This window comes from Labrys neptuniae (assembly GCF_040797145.1).
In the GTDB taxonomy this organism is placed as follows: Bacteria; Pseudomonadota; Alphaproteobacteria; order Rhizobiales; family Labraceae; genus Labrys; species Labrys neptuniae.
Window position 1 is genome coordinate 192,110 of the sequence record NZ_JBFNQD010000001.1, and the last position, 19,762, is coordinate 211,871.

General features: G+C 64.0%; 18 protein-coding genes. 15 read left to right on the top strand and 3 right to left on the bottom strand.

Annotated features, from left to right (window positions below):
- Positions 1-9: 9 nt before the first annotated feature.
- From eno to ABXS05_RS00895, 9 genes are all read left to right on the top strand, one after another.
- Positions 10-1,290: a phosphopyruvate hydratase gene (gene eno / locus ABXS05_RS00855; protein ID WP_311938143.1), complete on the top strand. Its 1,281-nt coding sequence runs from the start codon at positions 10-12 to the stop codon at positions 1,288-1,290.
- Positions 1,291-1,476: 186 nt separating this feature from the next.
- Positions 1,477-1,791 (top strand): FtsB family cell division protein, encoded by a 315-nt coding sequence (locus ABXS05_RS00860; RefSeq protein WP_068290812.1) that lies wholly within the window; start codon positions 1,477-1,479, stop codon positions 1,789-1,791.
- Positions 1,792-2,055: 264 nt separating this feature from the next.
- Positions 2,056-3,114, top strand: coding sequence for a pyruvate dehydrogenase (acetyl-transferring) E1 component subunit alpha (gene pdhA, locus ABXS05_RS00865; RefSeq protein WP_311938146.1), 1,059 nt, complete (start codon positions 2,056-2,058; stop codon positions 3,112-3,114).
- Between the two features lie 57 nt (positions 3,115-3,171).
- Positions 3,172-4,542, top strand: a complete 1,371-nt coding sequence (locus ABXS05_RS00870; protein WP_367622590.1) for a pyruvate dehydrogenase complex E1 component subunit beta — start codon at positions 3,172-3,174, stop codon at positions 4,540-4,542.
- A 10-nt stretch (positions 4,543-4,552) separates the two neighbouring features.
- Positions 4,553-5,920 (top strand): pyruvate dehydrogenase complex dihydrolipoamide acetyltransferase, encoded by a 1,368-nt coding sequence (locus ABXS05_RS00875; protein WP_367622591.1) that lies wholly within the window; start codon positions 4,553-4,555, stop codon positions 5,918-5,920.
- Positions 5,917-6,468 (top strand): hypothetical protein, encoded by a 552-nt coding sequence (locus ABXS05_RS00880; protein WP_367622592.1) that lies wholly within the window; start codon positions 5,917-5,919, stop codon positions 6,466-6,468. The genes ABXS05_RS00875 and ABXS05_RS00880 overlap by 4 nt, the downstream gene beginning before the upstream one ends.
- Positions 6,469-6,652: 184 nt before the next feature.
- Positions 6,653-8,092: a dihydrolipoyl dehydrogenase gene (gene lpdA, locus ABXS05_RS00885; RefSeq protein WP_367622593.1), complete on the top strand. Its 1,440-nt coding sequence runs from the start codon at positions 6,653-6,655 to the stop codon at positions 8,090-8,092.
- A gap of 134 nt (positions 8,093-8,226) precedes the next feature.
- Positions 8,227-9,189: a lipoyl synthase gene (gene lipA / locus ABXS05_RS00890; RefSeq protein WP_367622594.1), complete on the top strand. Its 963-nt coding sequence runs from the start codon at positions 8,227-8,229 to the stop codon at positions 9,187-9,189.
- Positions 9,190-9,464: 275 nt separating this feature from the next.
- Positions 9,465-10,997 (top strand): alkaline phosphatase family protein, encoded by a 1,533-nt coding sequence (locus tag ABXS05_RS00895; protein WP_367622595.1) that lies wholly within the window; start codon positions 9,465-9,467, stop codon positions 10,995-10,997.
- Between the two features lie 183 nt (positions 10,998-11,180).
- On the opposite strand, the gene ABXS05_RS00900 is transcribed toward ABXS05_RS00895, so the two are convergent.
- Positions 11,181-12,107 (bottom strand): bifunctional helix-turn-helix transcriptional regulator/GNAT family N-acetyltransferase, encoded by a 927-nt coding sequence (locus ABXS05_RS00900; RefSeq protein ID WP_367622596.1) that lies wholly within the window; start codon positions 12,105-12,107, stop codon positions 11,181-11,183.
- Positions 12,108-12,265: 158 nt separating this feature from the next.
- Between ABXS05_RS00900 and ABXS05_RS00905 the strand changes: the two genes are divergently transcribed.
- Entirely contained in the window at positions 12,266-12,736 is a 471-nt protein-coding gene (locus ABXS05_RS00905; RefSeq protein ID WP_367622597.1) for a type II toxin-antitoxin system RatA family toxin, read from the top strand.
- Positions 12,737-12,894: 158 nt separating this feature from the next.
- Here the strand turns inward: ABXS05_RS00905 and ABXS05_RS00910 are convergent, their stop codons facing one another.
- On the bottom strand, positions 12,895-13,404 hold the full coding sequence (locus ABXS05_RS00910) for a CinA family protein (RefSeq protein ID WP_367622598.1): 510 nt from the start codon (positions 13,402-13,404) through the stop codon (positions 12,895-12,897).
- Positions 13,405-13,521: 117 nt separating this feature from the next.
- Positions 13,522-14,715: a bifunctional 2-C-methyl-D-erythritol 4-phosphate cytidylyltransferase/2-C-methyl-D-erythritol 2,4-cyclodiphosphate synthase gene (locus ABXS05_RS00915; RefSeq protein WP_367622599.1), complete on the bottom strand. Its 1,194-nt coding sequence runs from the start codon at positions 14,713-14,715 to the stop codon at positions 13,522-13,524.
- A 100-nt stretch (positions 14,716-14,815) separates the two neighbouring features.
- On the opposite strand from ABXS05_RS00915, the gene ABXS05_RS00920 reads away from it, so the two are divergent.
- The 5 genes from ABXS05_RS00920 (at position 14,816) to ABXS05_RS00940 (ending at position 19,743) form a co-directional block, all read left to right on the top strand.
- Positions 14,816-15,931, top strand: a complete 1,116-nt coding sequence (locus ABXS05_RS00920) for a Ppx/GppA phosphatase family protein (protein WP_376717697.1) — start codon at positions 14,816-14,818, stop codon at positions 15,929-15,931.
- On the top strand, positions 15,928-16,677 hold the full coding sequence (locus ABXS05_RS00925) for an RlmE family RNA methyltransferase (RefSeq protein WP_311938175.1): 750 nt from the start codon (positions 15,928-15,930) through the stop codon (positions 16,675-16,677). The genes ABXS05_RS00920 and ABXS05_RS00925 overlap by 4 nt, the downstream gene beginning before the upstream one ends.
- A 210-nt stretch (positions 16,678-16,887) precedes the next feature.
- On the top strand, positions 16,888-18,213 hold the full coding sequence (locus ABXS05_RS00930; protein ID WP_311938177.1) for a homoserine dehydrogenase: 1,326 nt from the start codon (positions 16,888-16,890) through the stop codon (positions 18,211-18,213).
- A gap of 88 nt (positions 18,214-18,301) precedes the next feature.
- Positions 18,302-19,300 (top strand): class II fructose-bisphosphatase, encoded by a 999-nt coding sequence (glpX, locus tag ABXS05_RS00935; protein ID WP_367622600.1) that lies wholly within the window; start codon positions 18,302-18,304, stop codon positions 19,298-19,300.
- The gene (locus ABXS05_RS00940; protein WP_311938180.1) at positions 19,300-19,743 is read left to right on the top strand and encodes a GNAT family N-acetyltransferase; all 444 of its coding nucleotides are present in this window, start codon (positions 19,300-19,302) and stop codon (positions 19,741-19,743) included. Before glpX ends, ABXS05_RS00940 begins: the two co-directional genes overlap by 1 nt.
- The last annotated feature ends 19 nt before the right edge of the window (positions 19,744-19,762 follow it).

A 19,762-nucleotide genomic window follows, 5' to 3' on the forward strand; every position in this document is an offset into this window, starting at 1 on the left:
AGCAGCACCATGACCGCCATCAGCGACATCATCGCCCGCGAAATTCTGGACAGCCGTGGCAATCCGACGGTCGAGGTCGATGTCTTGCTGGAGGACGGTTCGACGGGCCGTGCGGCCGTGCCTTCCGGTGCCTCGACCGGTGCACATGAGGCGGTCGAGTTGCGCGATGGCGGCAAGCGCTATGGCGGCAAGGGCGTCGAAAAGGCGGTCGAAGCCGTGAATGGCGAGATCTATGAGGCGCTCGGCGGTCTGGACGCCGAAGACCAGATCCAGATCGACCAGGCCATGATCGATCTCGACGGCACGCCGAACAAGTCGCGTCTCGGCGCTAACGCCATTCTCGGCGTCTCCCTCGCCGTCGCCAAGGCGGCGGCCCAGTCGGCTGGCCTGCCGCTGTGGCGCTATGTCGGCGGTCCCGCCGCGCGCGTCCTGCCGGTGCCGATGATGAACATCGTCAATGGCGGCGTGCATGCCGACAATCCCATCGACTTCCAGGAATTCATGGTGATGCCGGTCGGTGCTCCGACCTTCGCCGAAGGCCTGCGCATGGGTGCCGAGATCTTCCACACCCTGAAGAAGGGCCTGAAGGATGCCGGCCACAACACCAATGTCGGCGATGAGGGCGGTTTCGCCCCCAACCTGCCGTCGGCCAAGGCTGCGCTCGATTTCGTGATGAGCGCCATCGAGAAGGCCGGCTACAAGCCGGGCGAGGACGTGATGCTCGCCCTCGACTGCGCCGCCACCGAGTTCTTCAAGGACGGCGTCTATGATTACAGCGGCGAGGGCGTGAAGCGCTCCATCGCAGAACAGGCGGACTATCTCGCCCAGCTGACGGCGGACTATCCGATCGTGTCGATCGAAGACGGGCTGTCCGAGGACGATTTCGAGGGCTGGAAGCTGCTCACCGACAAGGTAGGCTCCAAGGTGCAGCTCGTCGGCGACGACTTGTTCGTGACCAACACCGAGCGCCTGTCCATGGGCATCAAGAAGGGCCTGGGCAATGCGATCCTGGTCAAGGTCAACCAGATCGGCACCCTGACCGAGACGCTCGCCGCCGTGGAAATGGCCCACAAGGCCGGCTATCGCGCCGTGATGTCCCACCGCTCCGGCGAGACCGAGGATTCCACCATCGCCGACCTCGCCGTCGCCACCAATTGCGGGCAGATCAAGACGGGCTCGCTGGCCCGCTCGGATCGTACGGCCAAGTACAACCAGCTCCTGCGCATCGAAGAGGCCCTTGGCACCCAGGCGCTCTATGGCGGCCGCGCTGCCCTGAAGGCACTCGCCTGAGGCCGATTCACGCGATGTAAAAACGAAAGCCGGGGGGCTTCTACTCCCCGGCTTTTTATTTGGGCCGCATTTTTGCATGGCGGTCCTGCCGGCCCAGCATGCGGAAGGGGACGAAACGCCGTAGATTTTGCGCTGCAGCAAGCGGCGTCAACGGAATATCAACCATCCGGACTTAACCATGCCCTCATGGTCATTCGCACACGCATCCGCGCCATCCTGAACCAGCTCGCGCTCCTGGCGGGAGCGGCCGCAGCCATCGCTTATTTTTCCTATCAGGCCTTCAATGGCGAGCATGGCATCCAGGCACAGCACCAATTCGACCAGCAGAAGCAGGATCTGGGCAACGAACTGGTTCTGTTGCAGAAGGAACATGCCGCTCTCGATCGGCGTGTGAACCTGCTCAGGTCGCAGGCGATCGATCCGGACATGCTGGACGAGAAAGCGCGTGACGTGCTGGGCCTCGTTCACCCCAATGACGAAGTAGTCTTGCTGACCAAGTAGGGGCGGCTTTCCACTTGTTGCGGCTTCCCGCCGCTAAATCGATTTCTGTTTCGCGGCGGCTGTTTGTCCGTCCCGAAGTTTGACGAAAATGTGTAAAAGAATAACAGGAATTGAGTTCATTATTGAATGAACTGAATTTAAGTTAATTCATAATTGTGTTGCATGTTCAATATGTTGCACTGCAGCATTTGGGTGTAGCTCTCGCTTTTTGATATTGGATGCGCTAGCACTTCCTCAGCTTAGCCACCAATAATCGGAGGGTTCATGGCCGCTACAGCCGCAAAGGCCGCTGCTACCGCTAGCAAGGCTTCGAAGACTGCCGCCCGCTCGGGCAAGGCAGCGGGGGCAACCAAGACGGCATCGTCGTTCTCCCGCGAACAGGAGCTCAACGCTTATCGCGAGATGCTGCTGATCCGCCGCTTCGAGGAGAAGGCGGGGCAGATGTACGGCATGGGCCTGATCGGTGGTTTCTGCCATCTCTATATCGGGCAGGAGGCCGTCGTGGTCGGGCTGCAGATGGCTTCGCGCGAAGGCGACCAGGTCATTACCGGCTATCGTGACCATGGGCACATGATCGCGGCCGGCATGGCTCCCCGCGGCGTCATGGCCGAGCTGACGGGACGCCGGGGCGGCTATTCGCACGGCAAGGGCGGCTCCATGCACATGTTCTCGGTGGAGAAGGCCTTCTATGGCGGGCATGGCATCGTCGGCGGCCAGGTGTCGCTTGGCACGGGCCTGGCCTTTGCCAATGCCTATCGCTCCGACGGCAAGGTGAGCCTGACCTATTTCGGCGACGGCGCCGCCAATCAGGGCCAGGTCTATGAGAGCTTCAACATGGCGGCCCTGTGGAAGCTGCCGGTCGTCTATGTGATCGAGAACAACAAATATGCCATGGGCACCTCGGTCAACCGCGCCTCGGCCCAGACCGATTTCTCCCGTCGTGGCCTGTCCTTCAACATCCCCGGCGAGCAGGTCGACGGCATGGATGTGCGCGCCATCTATGCGGCGGGCCAGAAGGCGATCGAATATGCCCGCTCCGGCAAGGGCCCCTATATCCTGGAGATGCTGACCTACCGCTATCGCGGCCACTCGATGTCGGACCCGGCGAAGTACCGCACGAAGGACGAAGTCCAGAAGATGCGGACCGAGCATGATCCGATCGAGCAGAGCCGCGCACGCCTGCTCGGCGAGCACGGCATCAGCGAGGAAGAATTGAAGAAGATCGATTCCGAGATCCGCGACATCGTCAACGATTCCGCCGATTTCGCCACCAACGATCCCGAGCCCGATCCCTCGGAGCTGTGGACCGACGTCCTGAAGTGACGGTCGGCCGTCCCGGCCTGCTCGCGTAAATCCCATTCTCCAGACTTCGAGGCACCCATGCCTGATATCCTGATGCCGGCCCTCTCTCCCACCATGGAGCAGGGCAAGCTCTCCAAATGGCTCAAAAAGGAAGGCGATACCATCAAGTCCGGCGACGTGATCGCCGAGATCGAGACGGACAAGGCGACGATGGAAGTCGAAGCCGTCGATGAGGGCGTGCTCACCCAGATCCTGGTGCCCGAAGGCACCGACAATGTCGCCGTGAACACCAAGATCGCCTTCATCCAGGGTGAAGGCGAAGCCGCCGCCCCGGCAGCCTCGGCACCGGCCCAGCCGGCCGCCGCGCCCGTGGCGGCTCCCGCCGTCGCCGCACCCGCCGTGGCGCAGTCGGCTCCAGCACCGGTGGATGCCCACGACGCTTCCGGGGAGGTTCCGGCCGGCACCGAATTCGTCACCCAGACCGTGCGCGAAGCGTTGCGCGACGCGATGGCCGAGGAAATGCGTCGCGACGAGAGCGTGTTCGTGATCGGCGAGGAAGTCGCCGAATATCAGGGCGCCTACAAGATCACACAAGGGTTGCTGCAGGAGTTCAGCGCCCGCCGCGTGGTCGATACGCCGATCACCGAACATGGCTTCGCCGGCATTGCCGTCGGCGCGGCCATGACGGGCCTGCGGCCGATCGTGGAGTTCATGACCTTCAACTTCGCCATGCAGGCGATCGACCACCTCATCAATTCCGCCGCCAAGACGCTCTATATGTCCGGCGGCCAGATGGGCTGCCCGATCGTGTTCCGCGGCCCCAACGGCGCCGCGGCGCGCGTGGGTGCCCAGCACAGCCAGGACTACGGTTCGTGGTATTCGCATGTGCCCGGCCTGAAGGTGGTGGCGCCCTATTCGGCCGCCGATGCCAAGGGCCTGCTCAAGGCCGCCATTCGCGATCCCAATCCGGTGATCTTCCTCGAGAACGAGATCCTCTACGGCCACAGCCATCCCGTGCCCAAACTCGACGACTTCGTCCTGCCGATCGGCAAGGCCAAGGTGGTCAAGCCGGGCAAGGACATCACCCTGGTCGCCTGGTCGATCGGCATGACCTATGTGCTGAAGGCGGCCGAGACGCTGGCAGGCGAGGGGATCGATGCCGAGATCATCGACATGCGCTCGCTGCGCCCGCTCGACACCGCCACGGTGATCGCCTCGGTGCAGAAGACGGGCCGCTGCGTGGTGGTCGAGGAGGGCTGGCAGCAGTCGGGCGTGGGGTCGGAGATCGCGGCCCGCGTCAACGAGCAGGCCTTCGACTATCTCGACGCGCCGGTCCTGCGCGTCTCGGGCAAGGACGTGCCGATGCCTTATGCCGCCAACCTCGAAAAGCTGGCTCTGCCGAGCGTGGCCGAAGTCGTCGGAGCGGCCAAAGCCGTTCTCTATCGCTGAGGAGTTGCCGATGCCCGTGAATGTATTGATGCCGGCTCTGTCTCCCACGATGGAGAAGGGCAACCTGGCCAAATGGTTGAAGAAGGAAGGCGACACCATCAAGTCCGGTGACGTGCTGGCCGAAATCGAGACCGATAAGGCGACGATGGAAGTCGAGGCCGTCGACGAGGGCGTGCTGGCCAAGATCGTGGTGCCGGAGGGTACCGCCGACGTGCCGGTCAACGAACTCATCGCGGTGATTGCCGGCGAGGGCGAGGACGCCAAGGCGGTTGCTGCCGCCGGCGGTGCCCCGGCTCCCAAGGCGGCTGCTCAGGCTCCTGCTGCCGAGGCATCTGCTGCTCCGGTTCCTGCCGCTTCGAGTGCTCCTGCGCCAGCCGCCGCTCCTGCTTCGGCGCCTGTAACGGCTCCGGCCCAGGCCGGTGCGCGGATCTTCGCTTCGCCTCTGGCCAAGCGCCTCGCCAAGGAGGCCGGCCTCGACCTCGGTGCCATCCAGGGCTCCGGGCCGCATGGCCGCATCGTCGAGAAGGACGTGAAGGCGGCCATCGCCGGCGGCGGCGCCAAGGCGGCTCCCGCTGCGGCACCGGCCCAGGCCGCGGCGGCTCCCCAGGCCGCGCCTGCTCCGGCTGCGCCGGCCGGCACCTCCGACGAGACCATCAAGAAGCTGTTCGCTCCCGGTTCCTTCGAAGAAATTCCGCATGACGGCATGCGCAAGACCATTGCGCGCCGCCTGACCGAGGCCAAGTCGACCATCCCGCATTTCTACCTGACGGTGGAAGTCGAGATCGATGCCCTGCTGGCCCTGCGCGAACAGATCAACCACGGTGCGCCGCTGACCAAGGAAGGCAAGCCCGCCTTCAAGGTCTCGGTCAACGACATGGTGATCAAGGCCTATGCGCTGGCGCTCAAGGCCGTGCCGGATGCCAATGTCTCCTGGACTGACGGCGCCATGCTCAAGCACAAGCATGCCGATGTCGGCGTCGCCGTCTCCATCCCGGGCGGCCTGATCACGCCGATCATCCGCGCGGCGGAAAGCAAGACGCTGTCGGCCATCTCCAACGAGATGAAGGACCTTGCAGCGCGGGCCAAGAGCCGCAAGCTCAAGCCCGAGGAATATCAGGGCGGCACCGGCTCGGTCTCCAATCTCGGCATGTTCGGGGTGAAGTCGTTTGCGGCCATCGTCAATCCGCCGCACGCCACCATCCTGGCGGTTGGCGCTGGCATCAAGCAGCCGGTGGTGCAGGGCGGTGAGGTCAAGGTGGCGACCATCATGTCGCTGACGCTTTCCACCGATCATCGCGCCGTCGACGGCGCACTGGGCGCCGAACTGATGCAGGCCTTCAAGGGCTATATCGAAAAGCCCATGGGGATGCTGGTTTGAACGGCAGGACCGCAGGACGAGCTTGGGCGCCAGGTATCGCAATCCTGGTGCTGGCGGCAGGCCTCGGGGGCTGCAATACCCCCGGCCTAGCCGGCAAGCCCATCGTTGCGGCTCCGCCCAAGCCTGAGCCGACCATGGATCAGGCGCGCGAGATCGCCATGTCCGGCATTGCCTCCATTGGCGACGGCTATCGCGTCACGCTTGACCCGGACGGATCGGGCCGGGCCTGGCGGGATGGTGTTCCCGGTGTCGTTCCGGTGGCCTGGAGCGTGCTGGATTCGAGCAAAACCACGCTTGATCGCCCGCCGGCACCCGGCCAGCCCGCCGCCGCGCCGGCGATCGATCCTGCGACCGGACAGCCGCTGCCCCAGCAAGGAACGGGCAAGCCGGTGATCTGTGTGGAGCTGCCGCGAACCCTTAATATCGCGACGGGGTATTACAAATGCGCCTTCGCTCGCGATTGGAAGACCCAGCCCCGGAACTCGCCGGCGGGGGCAGCACCGGCCGGAACGCCCCCAATGTCGGCGCCTGCCGCCGATGCAGGCTAGAGAAGTGCGATTTCTCGGAATTGCACCTTCTCTCTAACTCTTTGTTTTGACGCGTTTTCTTGATTGAAAAGTCTATCGGTTTTTCTGGAAAACACTCTAGCAATCGGACGATCTGAGACCTGATTTCCGGCCCCGTGCCCAGACGAAGAGCGTTCCCGGCGCCAGGCCCAAGAGGAGACCCCAAATGAGTTCCTACGACGTCATCGTGATCGGCTCCGGCCCCGGCGGTTACGTCACCGCCATTCGTGCCGCCCAGCTCGGGCTGAAGACGGCCGTGGTGGAGCGCGAACATCTGGGCGGTATCTGCCTCAATTGGGGCTGCATCCCGACCAAGGCGCTGCTGCGCTCGGCCGAGGTGCTGCACAATTCCCAGCACGCCAAGGACTTCGGCCTCGTGCTCAACGGTTCGGTCTCGGCCGATGTCGGCGCCGTGGTCAAGCGTTCTCGTGGGGTCTCCGCTCAACTCGCCACCGGCGTCGTTTTCCTCCTGAAGAAGAACAAGGTCGACGTGATCTGGGGCGAGGCCGAGATCACCAAGCCCGGCGAGATCGTAGTCAAGGCTTCGACCAAGTCGGTGCAGGGGCCTGCCATCCCGGCGCCGAAGGGCGCCCAGGGGCCGGGAACCTACCAGGCCAAGAACATCATCGTCGCCACCGGCGCCCGCCCACGCGTGCTGCCGGGCCTCGAACCGGACAAGAAGCTGATCTGGACCTATTTCGATGCCATGGTGCCGCCGGACATGCCCAAATCGCTGATCGTGGTCGGCTCGGGCGCCATCGGCATCGAATTCGCCTCCTTCTATCGCACGCTCGGCGCCGAGGTGACGGTGGTCGAGGTGCTGCCGCAGATCCTGCCGATCGAGGACGAAGAAATCGCCGCCCATGCGCGCAAGCGCTTCGAGAAGGCCGGCATGAAGATCCTCTCCAACGCCAAGGTGACCAAGGTCGAGAAGACCGCCAATTCGGTCAAGGCGACGGTGGAGACTGCTGACGGCAAGTCCCAGGTGATCGAGGCGGACCGCATGATCTCGGCCGTCGGCGTGGTCGGCAATATCGAGAATCTCGGCCTGGAAAAGCTCGGCGTGAAGACCGATCGCGGCTGCGTGGTGGTTGATGGTTTCGGCAAGACCAACGTGCCCGGCATCTTCGCGATTGGCGATGTCGCCGGCCCTCCGATGCTGGCACACAAGGCCGAGCATGAGGGCGTGGTCTGCGTCGAGGCGATCGCCGGCAAGAATCCGCATGCCTTCGAGAAGGACAAGATCCCCGGCTGCACCTATTGCACGCCGCAGATCGCCAGCGTCGGCCTGACCGAGAAGAAGGCCAAGGAGGCGGGCTTTGCCGTCAAGGTCGGCCGCTTCCCCTTCATCGGCAATGGCAAGGCCATCGCACTCGGCGAGCCCGAAGGCCTGGTCAAGACGGTGTTCGATGCCAAGACCGGCAAGCTCCTGGGAGCTCATATGGTGGGTGCCGAGGTGACCGAGCTGATCCAGGGCTTCGTGATCGCCATGAACCTGGAGACCACTGAGGAAGAGCTGATGCATGCGGTGTTCCCGCATCCGACCCTGTCGGAAATGATGCATGAGAGCGTCCTGGACGCCTATGGCCGCGCCATCCATATGTAATCGGATATCGCGGCATGCACGCATGCCTGCGGCGACGTAGGCATGCGTGTGCGAGGGATTTGCCGAGCTTGTCCGGCAATGGTGAAACGCGAGCTTTCCTGATATATCGGCCTCAATGAACCGAAGGGCTTGTCATGGCTGTCGTCCTCGATCTCCTCAACAATGACAACCGGCCGCGCCATCCCGAGAAGGCGCACCGGCCGGATCAGCCCATGCTGCGCAAGCCGGACTGGATCCGCGTGAAGGCGCCGGGCTCGCCGGGCTGGCGTGACACCCAGGCGATCGTCAAGGAGAACAAGCTCGTCACCGTCTGCGAGGAGGCGGGTTGCCCCAATATCGGTGAGTGCTGGGACAAGAAGCACGCCACCTTCATGATCATGGGCGACACCTGCACGCGGGCCTGCGCCTTCTGCAACGTCAAGACCGGCATGCCCGGCCCGCTCGATCCCAAGGAGCCCGAGCACACCGGCATCGCCGTGGCCAAGCTCGGCCTCAGCCATGTGGTGATCACCTCGGTCGACCGCGACGACCTCAAGGATGGCGGCGCCCAGCATTTCGCCGAAGTGATCAAGGCGATCCGCCACCATTCGCCCGGCACCACCATCGAGATCCTGACGCCGGACTTCTTGCGCAAGGAAGGCGCCCTCGAGATCGTGGTGGCGGCCAAGCCGGACGTGTTCAATCACAATATGGAAACGGTCGCTTCCAATTACCTCACCGTCCGCCCCGGCGCGCGTTACTTCCATTCGATGCGGCTGCTGCAGCGGGTGAAGGAGCTCGACCCCTCCATCTTCACCAAGTCCGGCATCATGGTCGGGCTCGGCGAGAAGCGGAACGAGGTCCTGCAGCTGATGGACGATCTGCGCTCGGCCAATGTCGATTTCATCACCATCGGCCAGTATCTGGCGCCCTCGCGCAAGCACCATCTGGTGGTGGCCTACATCACGCCGGACGAGTTCAAGAGCTATGAGACGGTGGCTTATACCAAGGGCTTCCTGATGGTCTCCTCCTCGCCGCTGACACGCTCGTCCCACCATGCCGGTGACGACTTTGCCCGCCTGAAGGCCAATCGGGCAGCCAAGCTCGGTCGGGCCTAGGCCGCCAGCAAAGACGATCAGCCTTGCGGCTTCGGGCCATGCCGAAGCCGGTCCTTCAGCCTATTGGTTGGTCTACAGGCCGTCATGCGGAGCGCGCGCTTCGTTGATGTGCGCTCTGGCGAATTGTGTATTTTATGTAATGTATTGTTTTTGATAGATTTTGTCTGTCAAAAATCTGTCACGTTCGCTTGGAAATGCCTTAGTCTTGCCCCCAGCTTCACAGGCGCGTTGCCAATGCTGGGGGAGGAAAAATGAAGACATCACTGAAACGAAGAATGGCTTCCGGTGCTTCGCTTGGCGCTGCCTTGCTGTTCATGGCAACGACGAGCGCCTGGGCCGATAATGCCAAGGTGGTCCAGGCCGACGATCCCTATTTCAAGCAGGGCGACGCCACGCTCCAAACCATCCTCAAGCTGCAGAAGAACACCAACCGGGCCAAGAACGTCATCCTCTTCGTCGGCGACGGCATGGGCTTTTCGACCGTGACGGCCGCGCGCATCTTCGAAGGGCAGCAGCGCGGGGTCGATGGCGAATCCAATGTGCTGGCCTGGGAAGGCTTTCCCTATCTCGCGGCCTCCAAGACCTATTCGTCCGACGCCCAGATCACCGATTCCGCCCCGAGCGCGGTGGCGATGACCGCGGGCGTCAAGACCATCAACGACGTGATGGGCCTCAACCACACCGCCAAGCTCGATTCCTGCGAGGACCAGAAGACCAAGCAGGTCACGACCCTGTGGGAAATGGCGGAGACGCTGGGCATGTCGACCGGCGCCGTCACCACGGCGCGCCTGACTCACGCCACCCCCGGGGCGACCTATGCGCATATCGCCAATCGCGACTGGGAGGACGACGGCTTGATGCCGGCCGAGGCGGTGGCGGCCGGCTGCGCCGACATTGCGCGCCAATTGGTGGAAATGCGGTATGGCGACGGGCTGGAGGTTGCCATGGGCGGCGGCCGCGCCAATTTCATGCCGATCGGCACACCCGATGTCGAATATGGCGACGCCGCCAAGAAACAGGGCCGACGCAAGGACGGCAAGGACCTCACCAAGGCCTGGCTCGATCGCTATGGCGAGAAGGGGGCCTATGTCTGGAACAAGGAGCAGTTCGCGGCCATCGATCCGGCCAAGACCGATCATCTGCTCGGCCTGTTCGAGCCCTCGCACATGCAGTACGAGCATGACCGCCCCAAGGACAAGGCAGGCGAACCTTCCCTCGCGGAGATGGCGGAAAAGAGCATCGATATTCTCTCGCGCAATCCCGAAGGCTATGTCCTCCTGGTCGAGGGCGGGCGGATCGACCATGCCAGCCACGAGTCCAATGCCTATCGCACGCTCTCCGATGCCGCGGCGATGAACGAAGCCGTCAAGGCGGTTCTGCGCAAGGTCAACCTCGACGAGACCCTGATCGTGGTCACCGGCGACCATAGCCATACGCTGACGATGGCCGGCTATGCCAAGCGCGGCAACCCGATCCTCGGCATTTCCGTCGGGGTCGACGACGAACCGATCTACGGCACCGACGGCAAGACCTATACCACCATCGGCTTCGCCAACGGTCCAGGCGGCTACAAGCAGCCCAAGGAACGGCCGATGCTGACAACGGAGGAAACCACCAAGCCCGACTTCGTGCAGCACTCGCTGGTGCCGCTGTCGAGCGAAACCCATGGCGGCGAGGATCTGGGCATCTATGCCATCGGGCCCTGGGCGCATCTCTTCCAGGGCACGGTGGAAGAGAACTACACCTTCCACGTCATGAACTTCGCCTCGAAGATCGGCGAAAGGCTGAAGGCCAAGAGCCAGCAATAGCGCGGCTGGCGACAGTCGTCCCTTGCAAGTGCAGCCGGAGGAGCAATCCTCCTGCTGCCGTCGCTTTGCCAAACCTGGCTCTGCCTTCCGGCGAGGGCAGCATCGGACTCGAGCCCGATGCTGTAGGTTATTGTTGTCGCATCGCTTTTGCCGAAACCGGTGTCGACTTTTCGGCACGATGCTCTAGCAAGCTCGTTCGAGATCCAGCGTCCAGGTCTGGCCAACGAGGTCCTTGCCGAAGGAATGGTGGCGGTTTTCCGCCACCAGCTGGAAGCCTTCGGCCTGATAGATCTTCCTTGCCGCCGCCAGGATGTCGTTGGTCCATAGCGTGAGGGAGGCATAGCCGAGGGCTCGGGCGCGCTCGATGCAGGCGCGCACCAACCTCTTGCCCAGTCCGTGTCCGCGGGCGCTGGGATCGACATACAGCAGGCGCAGCTTGGCGACGGAGGGGGCATCGCTCTTCATCAGGAAGATCGAGCCGACGATGCATCCATCGAGTTCGGCAATCCAGGCATCCTCGCGCGCCGGATCGAAGTTGGCGACAAAATCACCCAGGATGGTGGCGACCAGCCCTTCATAGGTCCAATCCCAGTCATATTCCTGGTGATAGAGCTGGGCCTGGCGATGGGTGATCCAGCCAAGATCCCCAGGCCTGGGCTTGCGGAGCATGACGGGTTGCGGCGTGCGCTCCTTCACGTCGAACAGCTTCTTGATCTCCCGCATGGCGCCGACGAGTTGGCCGCGATCTGCCTCTCCGAGAGGGGTGAGCAGGCTGTCGAGCTGCGCGGTCGTGCCGGCTTCGAGTTCGGCGAAGGCATGGCGTCCGGCGGGAGACAGCGACAGCAGATCGCGGCGGGCATGAGCAGGGTCGGTGCGGCTTTCCACCAGCCGGTGGGCCTTCAGGCGCGCGATGATCCGGCTGAGATGTGCCTTGTCCATGTCGAGGCGCCGGCCGATGTCGGCGGCCGTCTGTTCCCCGGCGGTGGCGAGCTCGTAGAGCACGCGCGCTTCCGGCAAAGGGAAGGGGCTGGCAGGCATGTGCCGATCGAGCAGGCGCAGTTTATGGGTGTAGAAGCGGTTGAAGTCACGGATATCGTCGATGACGGACATGGGAGGAGCCATTGAATGTTGACTTAGTCAACATTTGAATCAAGTGTCGATTTGTCAAACGAAATCGTGGGTCGACTCCGCTCTTTGCCGTCCGGACCCCGCGATTAAACTGTTTTGCCTGCTGGCCGATCCCTATATGAAGGCATCGGAGTTTGATCATGCCTTCTTTCCGTACCACGCGCCGCGTGAAGCATTCGCCTGCCGACATGTTCGATCTGGTGGCCGATGTCGAAAAATACCCGCTCTTCGTGCCGCTCTGCTCGGCGCTGCGGGTGCGCAGCCGCCAGCCGCAGGACGATGGACGGCTGGTCATGGTCGCCGACATGACGGTAGCCTACAAGCTGATCCGCGAAACCTTTGCCAGCCGCGTGACCATGGACAGGGACAAGCTGCAGATCCTGGTCGAATATCTCGACGGCCCCTTCAGCCATCTGGAGAATCGCTGGTCCTTCAAGGAGGACGGGGCAGGGGGCTGCGTCGTCGAGTTCTTCATCGACTATAGTTTCCGCTCCCGCACGCTCGGCATGCTGATGGGGGCGATGTTCGAGGCCGCCTTCCGTCGTTTCGCCGAGGCCTTCGAGAAAAGGGCGGATGTCGTCTATGGCCGCAAGGCGATCGCGGCGTCTTAGCGCTATGGTTGCGTTCGCGTGAGGGAGCAGGAGCATCGGTTGGGGGGAGTGTCAACCTCCCGGCTGACAGCCCGCTTGCCGGCAAGCGCTTCCTTTCACGACGTCAGCCGGGAGGCCGACACTCCGGGTCCCCTTCGCATGAAAACACAACTGTAATGTTAGACGGTCACCCTGATCTCACCGGCAAGTCTCAGCAGGAGGTCGAGAGCCTGCTCCACCGCGTGCCTGCGGATCTGTGAGCGCGACAGGTCGCCAAAGCGGCGCTCGACATGCAGGCGCGGCCCTTGCCGGCTCCAGGCCGCAAAATGCACGAGGCCGACGGGCTTGGCGGCCGTGCCGCCGCCAGGGCCGGCAACGCCCGTGATCGCCACGGCCAGATCGGCGCGCGAATGGAGCACCGCTCCTTCCGCCATGGCGAAGGCGACGCTTTCGCTCACCGCGCCGTCGCGTTCGATCAGGTCCGGCGAGACGCCGAGCATCTGCGCTTTCGCCTCGTTGGAATAGGTGACGAAGCCGCGATCGACCACGTCGGACGAGCCGGGAATAGCGGTGAGGGCGCCGGCGACCAGCCCGCCGGTACATGATTCCGCCGTTGCGGCCATGAGGCCCTTGGCGCGGCAAGCCGCGAGCACCTTGGTGGCTTGTTCGAAGAAGATCTCGTCATTCATGGCCGGTATCCTCACTCGGAGCGCGGACATCCTGTCCGCTCTTGAAAGCATAAAGTTGGAGGCAAAGAGGCGGAGATCGCGACATGCCTCCATGTCGCTGAGATGTCCGCGCTCCGATCAGCCCCAGGGCAGCCTTACGGTCGCCGATGCCATGGCGGCGATACCTTCGCGCCGGCCGGTAAAGCCCAGGCCTTCGGTGGTGGTCGCTTTGACGCCCACCCGGTCGACGGCAATTCCGGCGATCTCGGCGATGCGCGCCCGCATGGCGTCCCGATGCGGACCGACCTTGGGCGCTTCGCACAGCAGCGTGACGTCGAGATGGGCGATCGCGCCGCCTCGCGCTCGCACCAGGCCGACGGCGTGCGCTAGGAAGCGATCGGACGAGGCGCCCTTCCATTGCGGGTCGGAAGGCGGAAAATGCGAACCGATGTCACCGTCGCCGATCGCACCGAGAATGGCGTCCGTCAGGGCATGAAGACCGACATCGGCATCCGAATGTCCCTTCAGCGCGCGCTCATGCGGGATCTTCACGCCGTTGAGCCAGACATGGTCGCCTTCGTCGAAGGCATGGACGTCGAAGCCGGTTCCGGTTCGGATGTCGCCGAGGGCCGCCAGGTCGTTGGCCGCCTGTTCCGCCCGCTGGAAGTCGCTTTCCGTCGTCAGTTTCATGTTGGTCGCTTCGCCTTCGAAGATGTGGAGAGGATGGCCGGCCCATTCGGCGACGGCGCCATCGTCGGTCAGGGTCTCGATGCCGGCTTCGGCTGCCGCGAGATGGGAGGACAGGATCAGGTCGAAGCCGAAGGCCTGCGGCGTCTGGACGGCGCGCAGGAGGCTGCGTTCCGGGGTCGCCTTGACCCGGCCGTCCATGTCGATCTGCTTGATGGTATCGGTAACCGCCAGCCCTGGCACGGCCGCCCCGTGCGCGCGCGCCGCCTCGATCGCCCGGTCGATCAAAGCGGGGCTCGCGAAGGGGCGTGCGGCGTCATGCAGCAGCACGATATCGGGCCGGTCGCCAATCAGCGCCTTCAGCCCGGCGAGGCAGGACGCCTGCCGGGTGCTGCCGCCGGGAACGGAGCCCGCCTGCTTGCTGATTCCCGCCGAGCATGCGGCAAACAGGTCCTCGTCTCCCGCGCCGATCACCGTGACGATGCTGTCGATGGCGGGATGCTGCTCGAAAAGGGCGAGGGTGCGGGCGAGGACGCTTTGCCCTCCCAGAAGACGATACTGCTTGGGAACGGCGCCGCCGACCCGCGATCCGCGTCCCGCCGCGACGATCAGCGCCGCCACACGCAATTTGGCTGGAGCTTTCATGATCTTGATAACACGAACATAGATGGAATTCTTTCTCGCCACCGGCGCGGAACTTGTTACACTCGCAAACGAAGTGGCGAAATGCCTGTGGCGCAGGAAAATTGCGACCGGGCACGGTCAAGGTAGTATTTTGGTGGATCGAAGTTTGGAGGCACAAGCGCCTCGGTCGAGTGATGGTGCACATCTATCCGTGCCGCAATTACGGCAAGGAGAGCAGGCGCGCCGTCACCACACCTATGCGGCGCTTGATCTCGGCACGAATAATTGCCGCCTTCTGGTTGCGCGCCCGACGGGAGAGGGATTTCGCGTCATCGACGCCTTTTCGCGCATCGTTCGGCTCGGCGAGGGACTGGGTGCCAGCGGCAGCCTGCATATCAATGCCATGGGGCGGGCTGTCGACGCCCTGGCCGTCTGTGCGCAGAAGATGCGGGACCGGCGCGTCGATCGGGCGCGGCTGATCGCCACGGAGGCCTGCCGCGCGGCCGATAACGGATTGCTCTTCGTCGAGCGCGTGCTGAAGGAAACCGGGCTCGATCTTGAGATCGTCGACCGGGAAACAGAGGCCCGGCTAGCCGCTGCCGGCTGCATCCCGCTGATCGACCGCAATCTCGACGGCGTGGTGCTTTTCGACATCGGCGGCGGGTCTTCGGAGATCGTCTGGCTCGACATCGATCCGGCCGACCGGAACCGACAGCCCAGGGTGCGCGGCTGGACGTCGCTTCCCGTCGGGGTGGTGACACTCTCCGAGCGCCATGGCGGCGTCAGGGTGACGCGCGAGAGTTTCGAGCGCATGGTGGACGATGTATCGGGTATGCTGGCCTCGTTCGCGCACCGCGAAGCGATCGCCAAGCGTGTCAAGCGCCTGCATCTGCTGGGCACTTCCGGCACGGTGACCACCATGGCCGGTATTCATCTCGATCTTCCCCGCTATGACCGGCGCCGGGTGGACGGCTTGTGGATGTCGCGCGGCGAGATCGACAACGTGCTCGAACGCCTCCTGGACATGACCTATGAGGAGCGCGTCGCCAATGCCTGTATCGGCCCGGAGCGGGCTGATCTGGTGATGGCCGGATGTGCCATTTTCGAAGCCATACGGCGGGCTTTTCCCTGTGAACGATTGCGCGTGGCCGATAGGGGCCTGCGCGAAGGATTATTGGTGCAGATGATGCAGGAGGATCGCGTCTGGCGTCACAATGGTGCGGGGCGCAACCCGTGAGTGGCGGAGCAGGCAAGGGTGGTTCCGGCAAGGGCAAGAACAGTTCGGGTCGGGGCAGCGGTGCGCGCGAACTGGGTGTGCGGCTGAAGACGGCGCGGGGGCGGACCCATTCCTCGCAGCTCTGGCTCGAGCGCCAGCTCAACGATCCCTATGTCGCCCGCGCCAAGCGCGAGGGACGGCGCTCGCGCGCGATCTACAAGCTGATCGAGATCAACGACAAGGCCAAGCTGCTCAAGCCTGGCCAGCGCGTGCTCGACCTTGGCGCTGCCCCCGGTGGCTGGTCGCAATTGGCTGCTGAGATCACCGATTCCGTCAACGGTCGCGGCAAGGTGGTGGCAATCGACCTCCTGCCCATCGATCCCATTCCCGGTGTCGATTTCGAGCAGATGGACTTCATGGACGATGCGGCGCCCGACCGGTTGAAGGCGATGCTCGGCGGCCCCGCCGATCTCGTGCTGTCCGACATGGCCGCCAACACGGTGGGCCATCGTGCCACTGACCATCTGCGCATCATCGCGCTGGTCGAGGCCGCGGCCTATTTCGCTGTGGAAGTGCTGGCTCCGGGCGGAGCCTTTCTCGCCAAGGTCTTCCAGGGGGGCACCGAAGGCGATGTCCTCACCTTGCTCAAGCGTGACTTCGCTGTGGTGAAGCACTTGAAGCCGGCGGCGAGCCGCGCAGGTTCCAGCGAAATGTATGTGCTTGCCACGGGATTCCGGGGCCGGAAGGAAACCGATTCCGCCGATTGAAGCTCGATTCCCGGAAGTGCGGGCATCCGGCCCGCCTTTTTCGCTTCTCTTCGCACCGCTTCCGGGAGCAGGCGGGATGCCTTGCGGCGCCCTGGAAACGCGCTCTATCCACCAAAGTTGGAAAGTTCATCGCGAGAAATCCCTGTCCGGATGACTTGATCCCGGCAGCGCGCCATTGCACAAGTGCGCAATCTCAAGTTCGGACTGATGATGGCTGATCCTCTTAAAATCGGTATTGCCGGCCTTGGCACCGTCGGTGCCTCCACCATTCGCCTTCTCGATCGTCGTGCCAATGCGCTTGCCGCCAGTTGCGGCCGGGCCGTGACGGTGACCGCCGTTTCCGCCCGCTCGCGAACGCGCGACCGCGGCCTGCCGATGGAGCGTTTCCGCTGGTTCGATGACCCCGTCGAACTGGCCCGTGATCCCGGGATCGACGTCTTCGTCGAATTGATGGGCGGTGAGGAGGGGGCGGCGCACGAGGCGGTGAAGGCGGCCCTCGATGCCGGCAAGCCGGTGGTCACCGCCAACAAGGCTCTGCTGGCGCGCCACGGCGTCGATCTCGCCAGGCGGGCCGAGAAGGCCGGCGTCGCGCTCAATTTCGAGGCGGCCGTCGCCGGCGGCGTGCCGATCATCAAGACGCTGCGCGAAGCCCTGATCGGCAACAATATCGATCGCGTCTATGGCATCCTGAACGGTACCTGCAACTACATCCTGACCAAGATGGAGGCCGAGGGCCTGTCCTTCGATGCCTGCCTGAAGGAGGCGCAGCGCCTGGGTTATGCCGAAGCCGATCCCACTTTCGACATTGGCGGCTTCGATACCGCCCATAAGCTTGCTTTGCTTACCAGCCTCGCCTTCGGCACGCAGGTGAACGCGGATGCCATCCATGTCGAGGGCATCGAGCGCATCACCACCGAGGATCTGCTGGCCGCCGACGAGCTCGGCTACCGCGTCAAGCTTCTGGGCGTCGCTACGCGCTCCGAAGCCGGCGTGGAGCAGCGCGTCCACCCGACCATGGTGCCGAAATCGACCCCGATCGCTCAGGTCAACGGCGTCACCAACGCGGTGGCGGTCGATGCCGATGCCGTGCCGGAACTGACCCTGGTCGGCCCGGGCGCCGGTGGAGAAGCCACGGCCTCCGCCGTGATCGGCGACATCGCCGATATCGCGCGCGGCCAGGCCGGAGCGCCGTTCGGGCGCAAGACCGGCGATCTCGAGCCCCTGCCGGCCGCCGCCATGCAGGCCCATAAGGGCGGGTATTATGTCCGTCTTTCGGTGGCGGACAGGCCGGGTGCCGCAGCAGGCATCGCCACGCGTATGGCCGAGCGGGGGATCTCGCTGGAATCGATCGTGCAGAAGCATCGAGGCGGCAAGGTCTATGGCGGCGACGATCCGAGCAAGGTCGCTGGCGCCGTGCCCGTCATCCTCATCACCTATGCCACCACCGAGGCCGATATTCGCGGGGCCGTCGATGCCATGGTTGCCGATGGCTACATCGTGGAAACGCCGCAATTGATCCGCATCGAGCGCGAGTAAGCAGCATCTCAGGGCGTGTCGCGGGGCAGGTTTGCTGCCTCGAACGCCAAGCCGCAACTGACGACACACTCTAACAACGGAGGAAGCCATGTCGGAGATTATTCAGGTCAAGCCGACGGATGTCATCGAGCGCATCCTTTCCCTTGAACTGGTCCGTGTGACCGAACGCGCCGCCGTTGCCTCGGCATTGCTGCGTGGACGAGGGGATGAAAAGGCCGCCGACAAGGCGGCGGTCGACGCCATGCGGCGCGAGCTCAACAAGATGCCGATCGACGGCACCGTGGTGATCGGCGAGGGCGAGCGCGACGAGGCGCCGATGCTGTTCATCGGTGAGAAGGTCGGCAACGGCCTGGGCCCGAAAGTCGACATCGCCGTTGACCCGCTGGAAGGCACCACGCTCTGTGCCAAGGACATGCCGGGTTCGATCGCCGTGATGGCGATGGCTTCGGCCGGCTCGCTCCTCAACGCCCCGGACGTCTACATGGACAAGATTGCCATTGGGCCTGGTTACGCCGAGGGTGTCGTCGATCTCGATGCCAGCGTGGAGGACAATCTGCATGCCCTGGCCAGGGCCAAGGGCGTCAAGCCGCGCGAACTGACCGCCCTGGTGCTCGATCGTCCACGCCACGCCCCGATCATCGAGGCGATCCGCAAGGTCGGCGCTTCGATCCGCGTCATTACCGACGGCGACGTCGCGGGCGTGATCTTCACCACCAATGCCCATGAGACCGGCATCGACATCTATCTGGGCATTGGCGGCGCTCCGGAGGGCGTGCTGGCGGCTGCGGCTCTGCGCTGCGTCGGCGGCCAGATGCAGGGACGCCTCATCCTCGATACCGAGGCCAAGCGCGAGCGTGCCCTGAAGATGGGCGTCACCGACCCGACCCGCAAATACAAGATGGAAGAGCTCGCTTCCGGCGACGTCATCGTCGCGGCGACCGGTGTCACCGACGGGGCTTTGCTCCAGGGCGTGAAGTTCCGCGGGCCCGTGATCACCACCGAGACGGTGATCTATCGTTCGCTCAACGGCACGGTGCGCCGGATCCACGGCGAGCATCGCCAGATGTCGAAGTTCAATCTCGACTGATGGAGATCCGTGCGCTCACGGCCGAGGATCGCCCTGCCTGGGAACCGCTCTGGCAGGGCTACCTCACTTTTTACAAGGCATCGGTGCCGGAGGAGACGACGGCGCTGACCTGGGCGCGGTTCCATGATCCTGCCGAGCCGATGTCCGCCTATGGCGCCTTCATCGATGGCCGGCTTGCCGGCATCGTGCACCTGATCCTGCATCGCTCGACCTGGACGCCGGGTCCTTATTGTTATCTGCAGGACCTGTTCACCGCCGAATGGGCCCGCCGCCGAGGTGTCGCCCGCGCCCTGATCGAATGGTCCTATCAGGAGGCCACGCGCTGGGGAGCCAGCCGCATCTACTGGCTGACCCACGAGAGCAATGTCGAGGCTCAGGCCGTTTACGATCAGGTGGCATCCCGTTCGGGCTTCATCCAATATCGCAAGATGCTGCCGGCCTGAACGGCCGGCAGGGACGTCG

What these genes read in the sequence shown, in the direction of transcription:
- ABXS05_RS00940 (WP_311938180.1), top strand. Translation starts at nt 19,300, where the DNA reads ATGGAGATCCGTGCGCTCACGGCCGAGGATCGCCCTGCCTGGGAACCG.
- eno (WP_311938143.1), top strand. Translation starts at nt 10, where the DNA reads ATGACCGCCATCAGCGACATCATCGCCCGCGAAATTCTGGACAGCCGT.
- ABXS05_RS00905 (WP_367622597.1), top strand. Translation starts at nt 12,266, where the DNA reads ATGCCTTCTTTCCGTACCACGCGCCGCGTGAAGCATTCGCCTGCCGAC.
- ABXS05_RS00860 (WP_068290812.1), top strand. Translation starts at nt 1,477, where the DNA reads ATGGTCATTCGCACACGCATCCGCGCCATCCTGAACCAGCTCGCGCTC.
- lipA (WP_367622594.1), top strand. Translation starts at nt 8,227, where the DNA reads ATGGCTGTCGTCCTCGATCTCCTCAACAATGACAACCGGCCGCGCCAT.
- ABXS05_RS00910 (WP_367622598.1), bottom strand. Translation starts at nt 13,404, where the DNA reads ATGAATGACGAGATCTTCTTCGAACAAGCCACCAAGGTGCTCGCGGCT.
- lpdA (WP_367622593.1), top strand. Translation starts at nt 6,653, where the DNA reads ATGAGTTCCTACGACGTCATCGTGATCGGCTCCGGCCCCGGCGGTTAC.
- ABXS05_RS00895 (WP_367622595.1), top strand. Translation starts at nt 9,465, where the DNA reads ATGGCTTCCGGTGCTTCGCTTGGCGCTGCCTTGCTGTTCATGGCAACG.
- ABXS05_RS00870 (WP_367622590.1), top strand. Translation starts at nt 3,172, where the DNA reads ATGCCTGATATCCTGATGCCGGCCCTCTCTCCCACCATGGAGCAGGGC.
- pdhA (WP_311938146.1), top strand. Translation starts at nt 2,056, where the DNA reads ATGGCCGCTACAGCCGCAAAGGCCGCTGCTACCGCTAGCAAGGCTTCG.
- ABXS05_RS00915 (WP_367622599.1), bottom strand. Translation starts at nt 14,715, where the DNA reads ATGAAAGCTCCAGCCAAATTGCGTGTGGCGGCGCTGATCGTCGCGGCG.
- glpX (WP_367622600.1), top strand. Translation starts at nt 18,302, where the DNA reads ATGTCGGAGATTATTCAGGTCAAGCCGACGGATGTCATCGAGCGCATC.
- ABXS05_RS00875 (WP_367622591.1), top strand. Translation starts at nt 4,553, where the DNA reads ATGCCCGTGAATGTATTGATGCCGGCTCTGTCTCCCACGATGGAGAAG.
- ABXS05_RS00900 (WP_367622596.1), bottom strand. Translation starts at nt 12,107, where the DNA reads ATGTCCGTCATCGACGATATCCGTGACTTCAACCGCTTCTACACCCAT.
- ABXS05_RS00930 (WP_311938177.1), top strand. Translation starts at nt 16,888, where the DNA reads ATGGCTGATCCTCTTAAAATCGGTATTGCCGGCCTTGGCACCGTCGGT.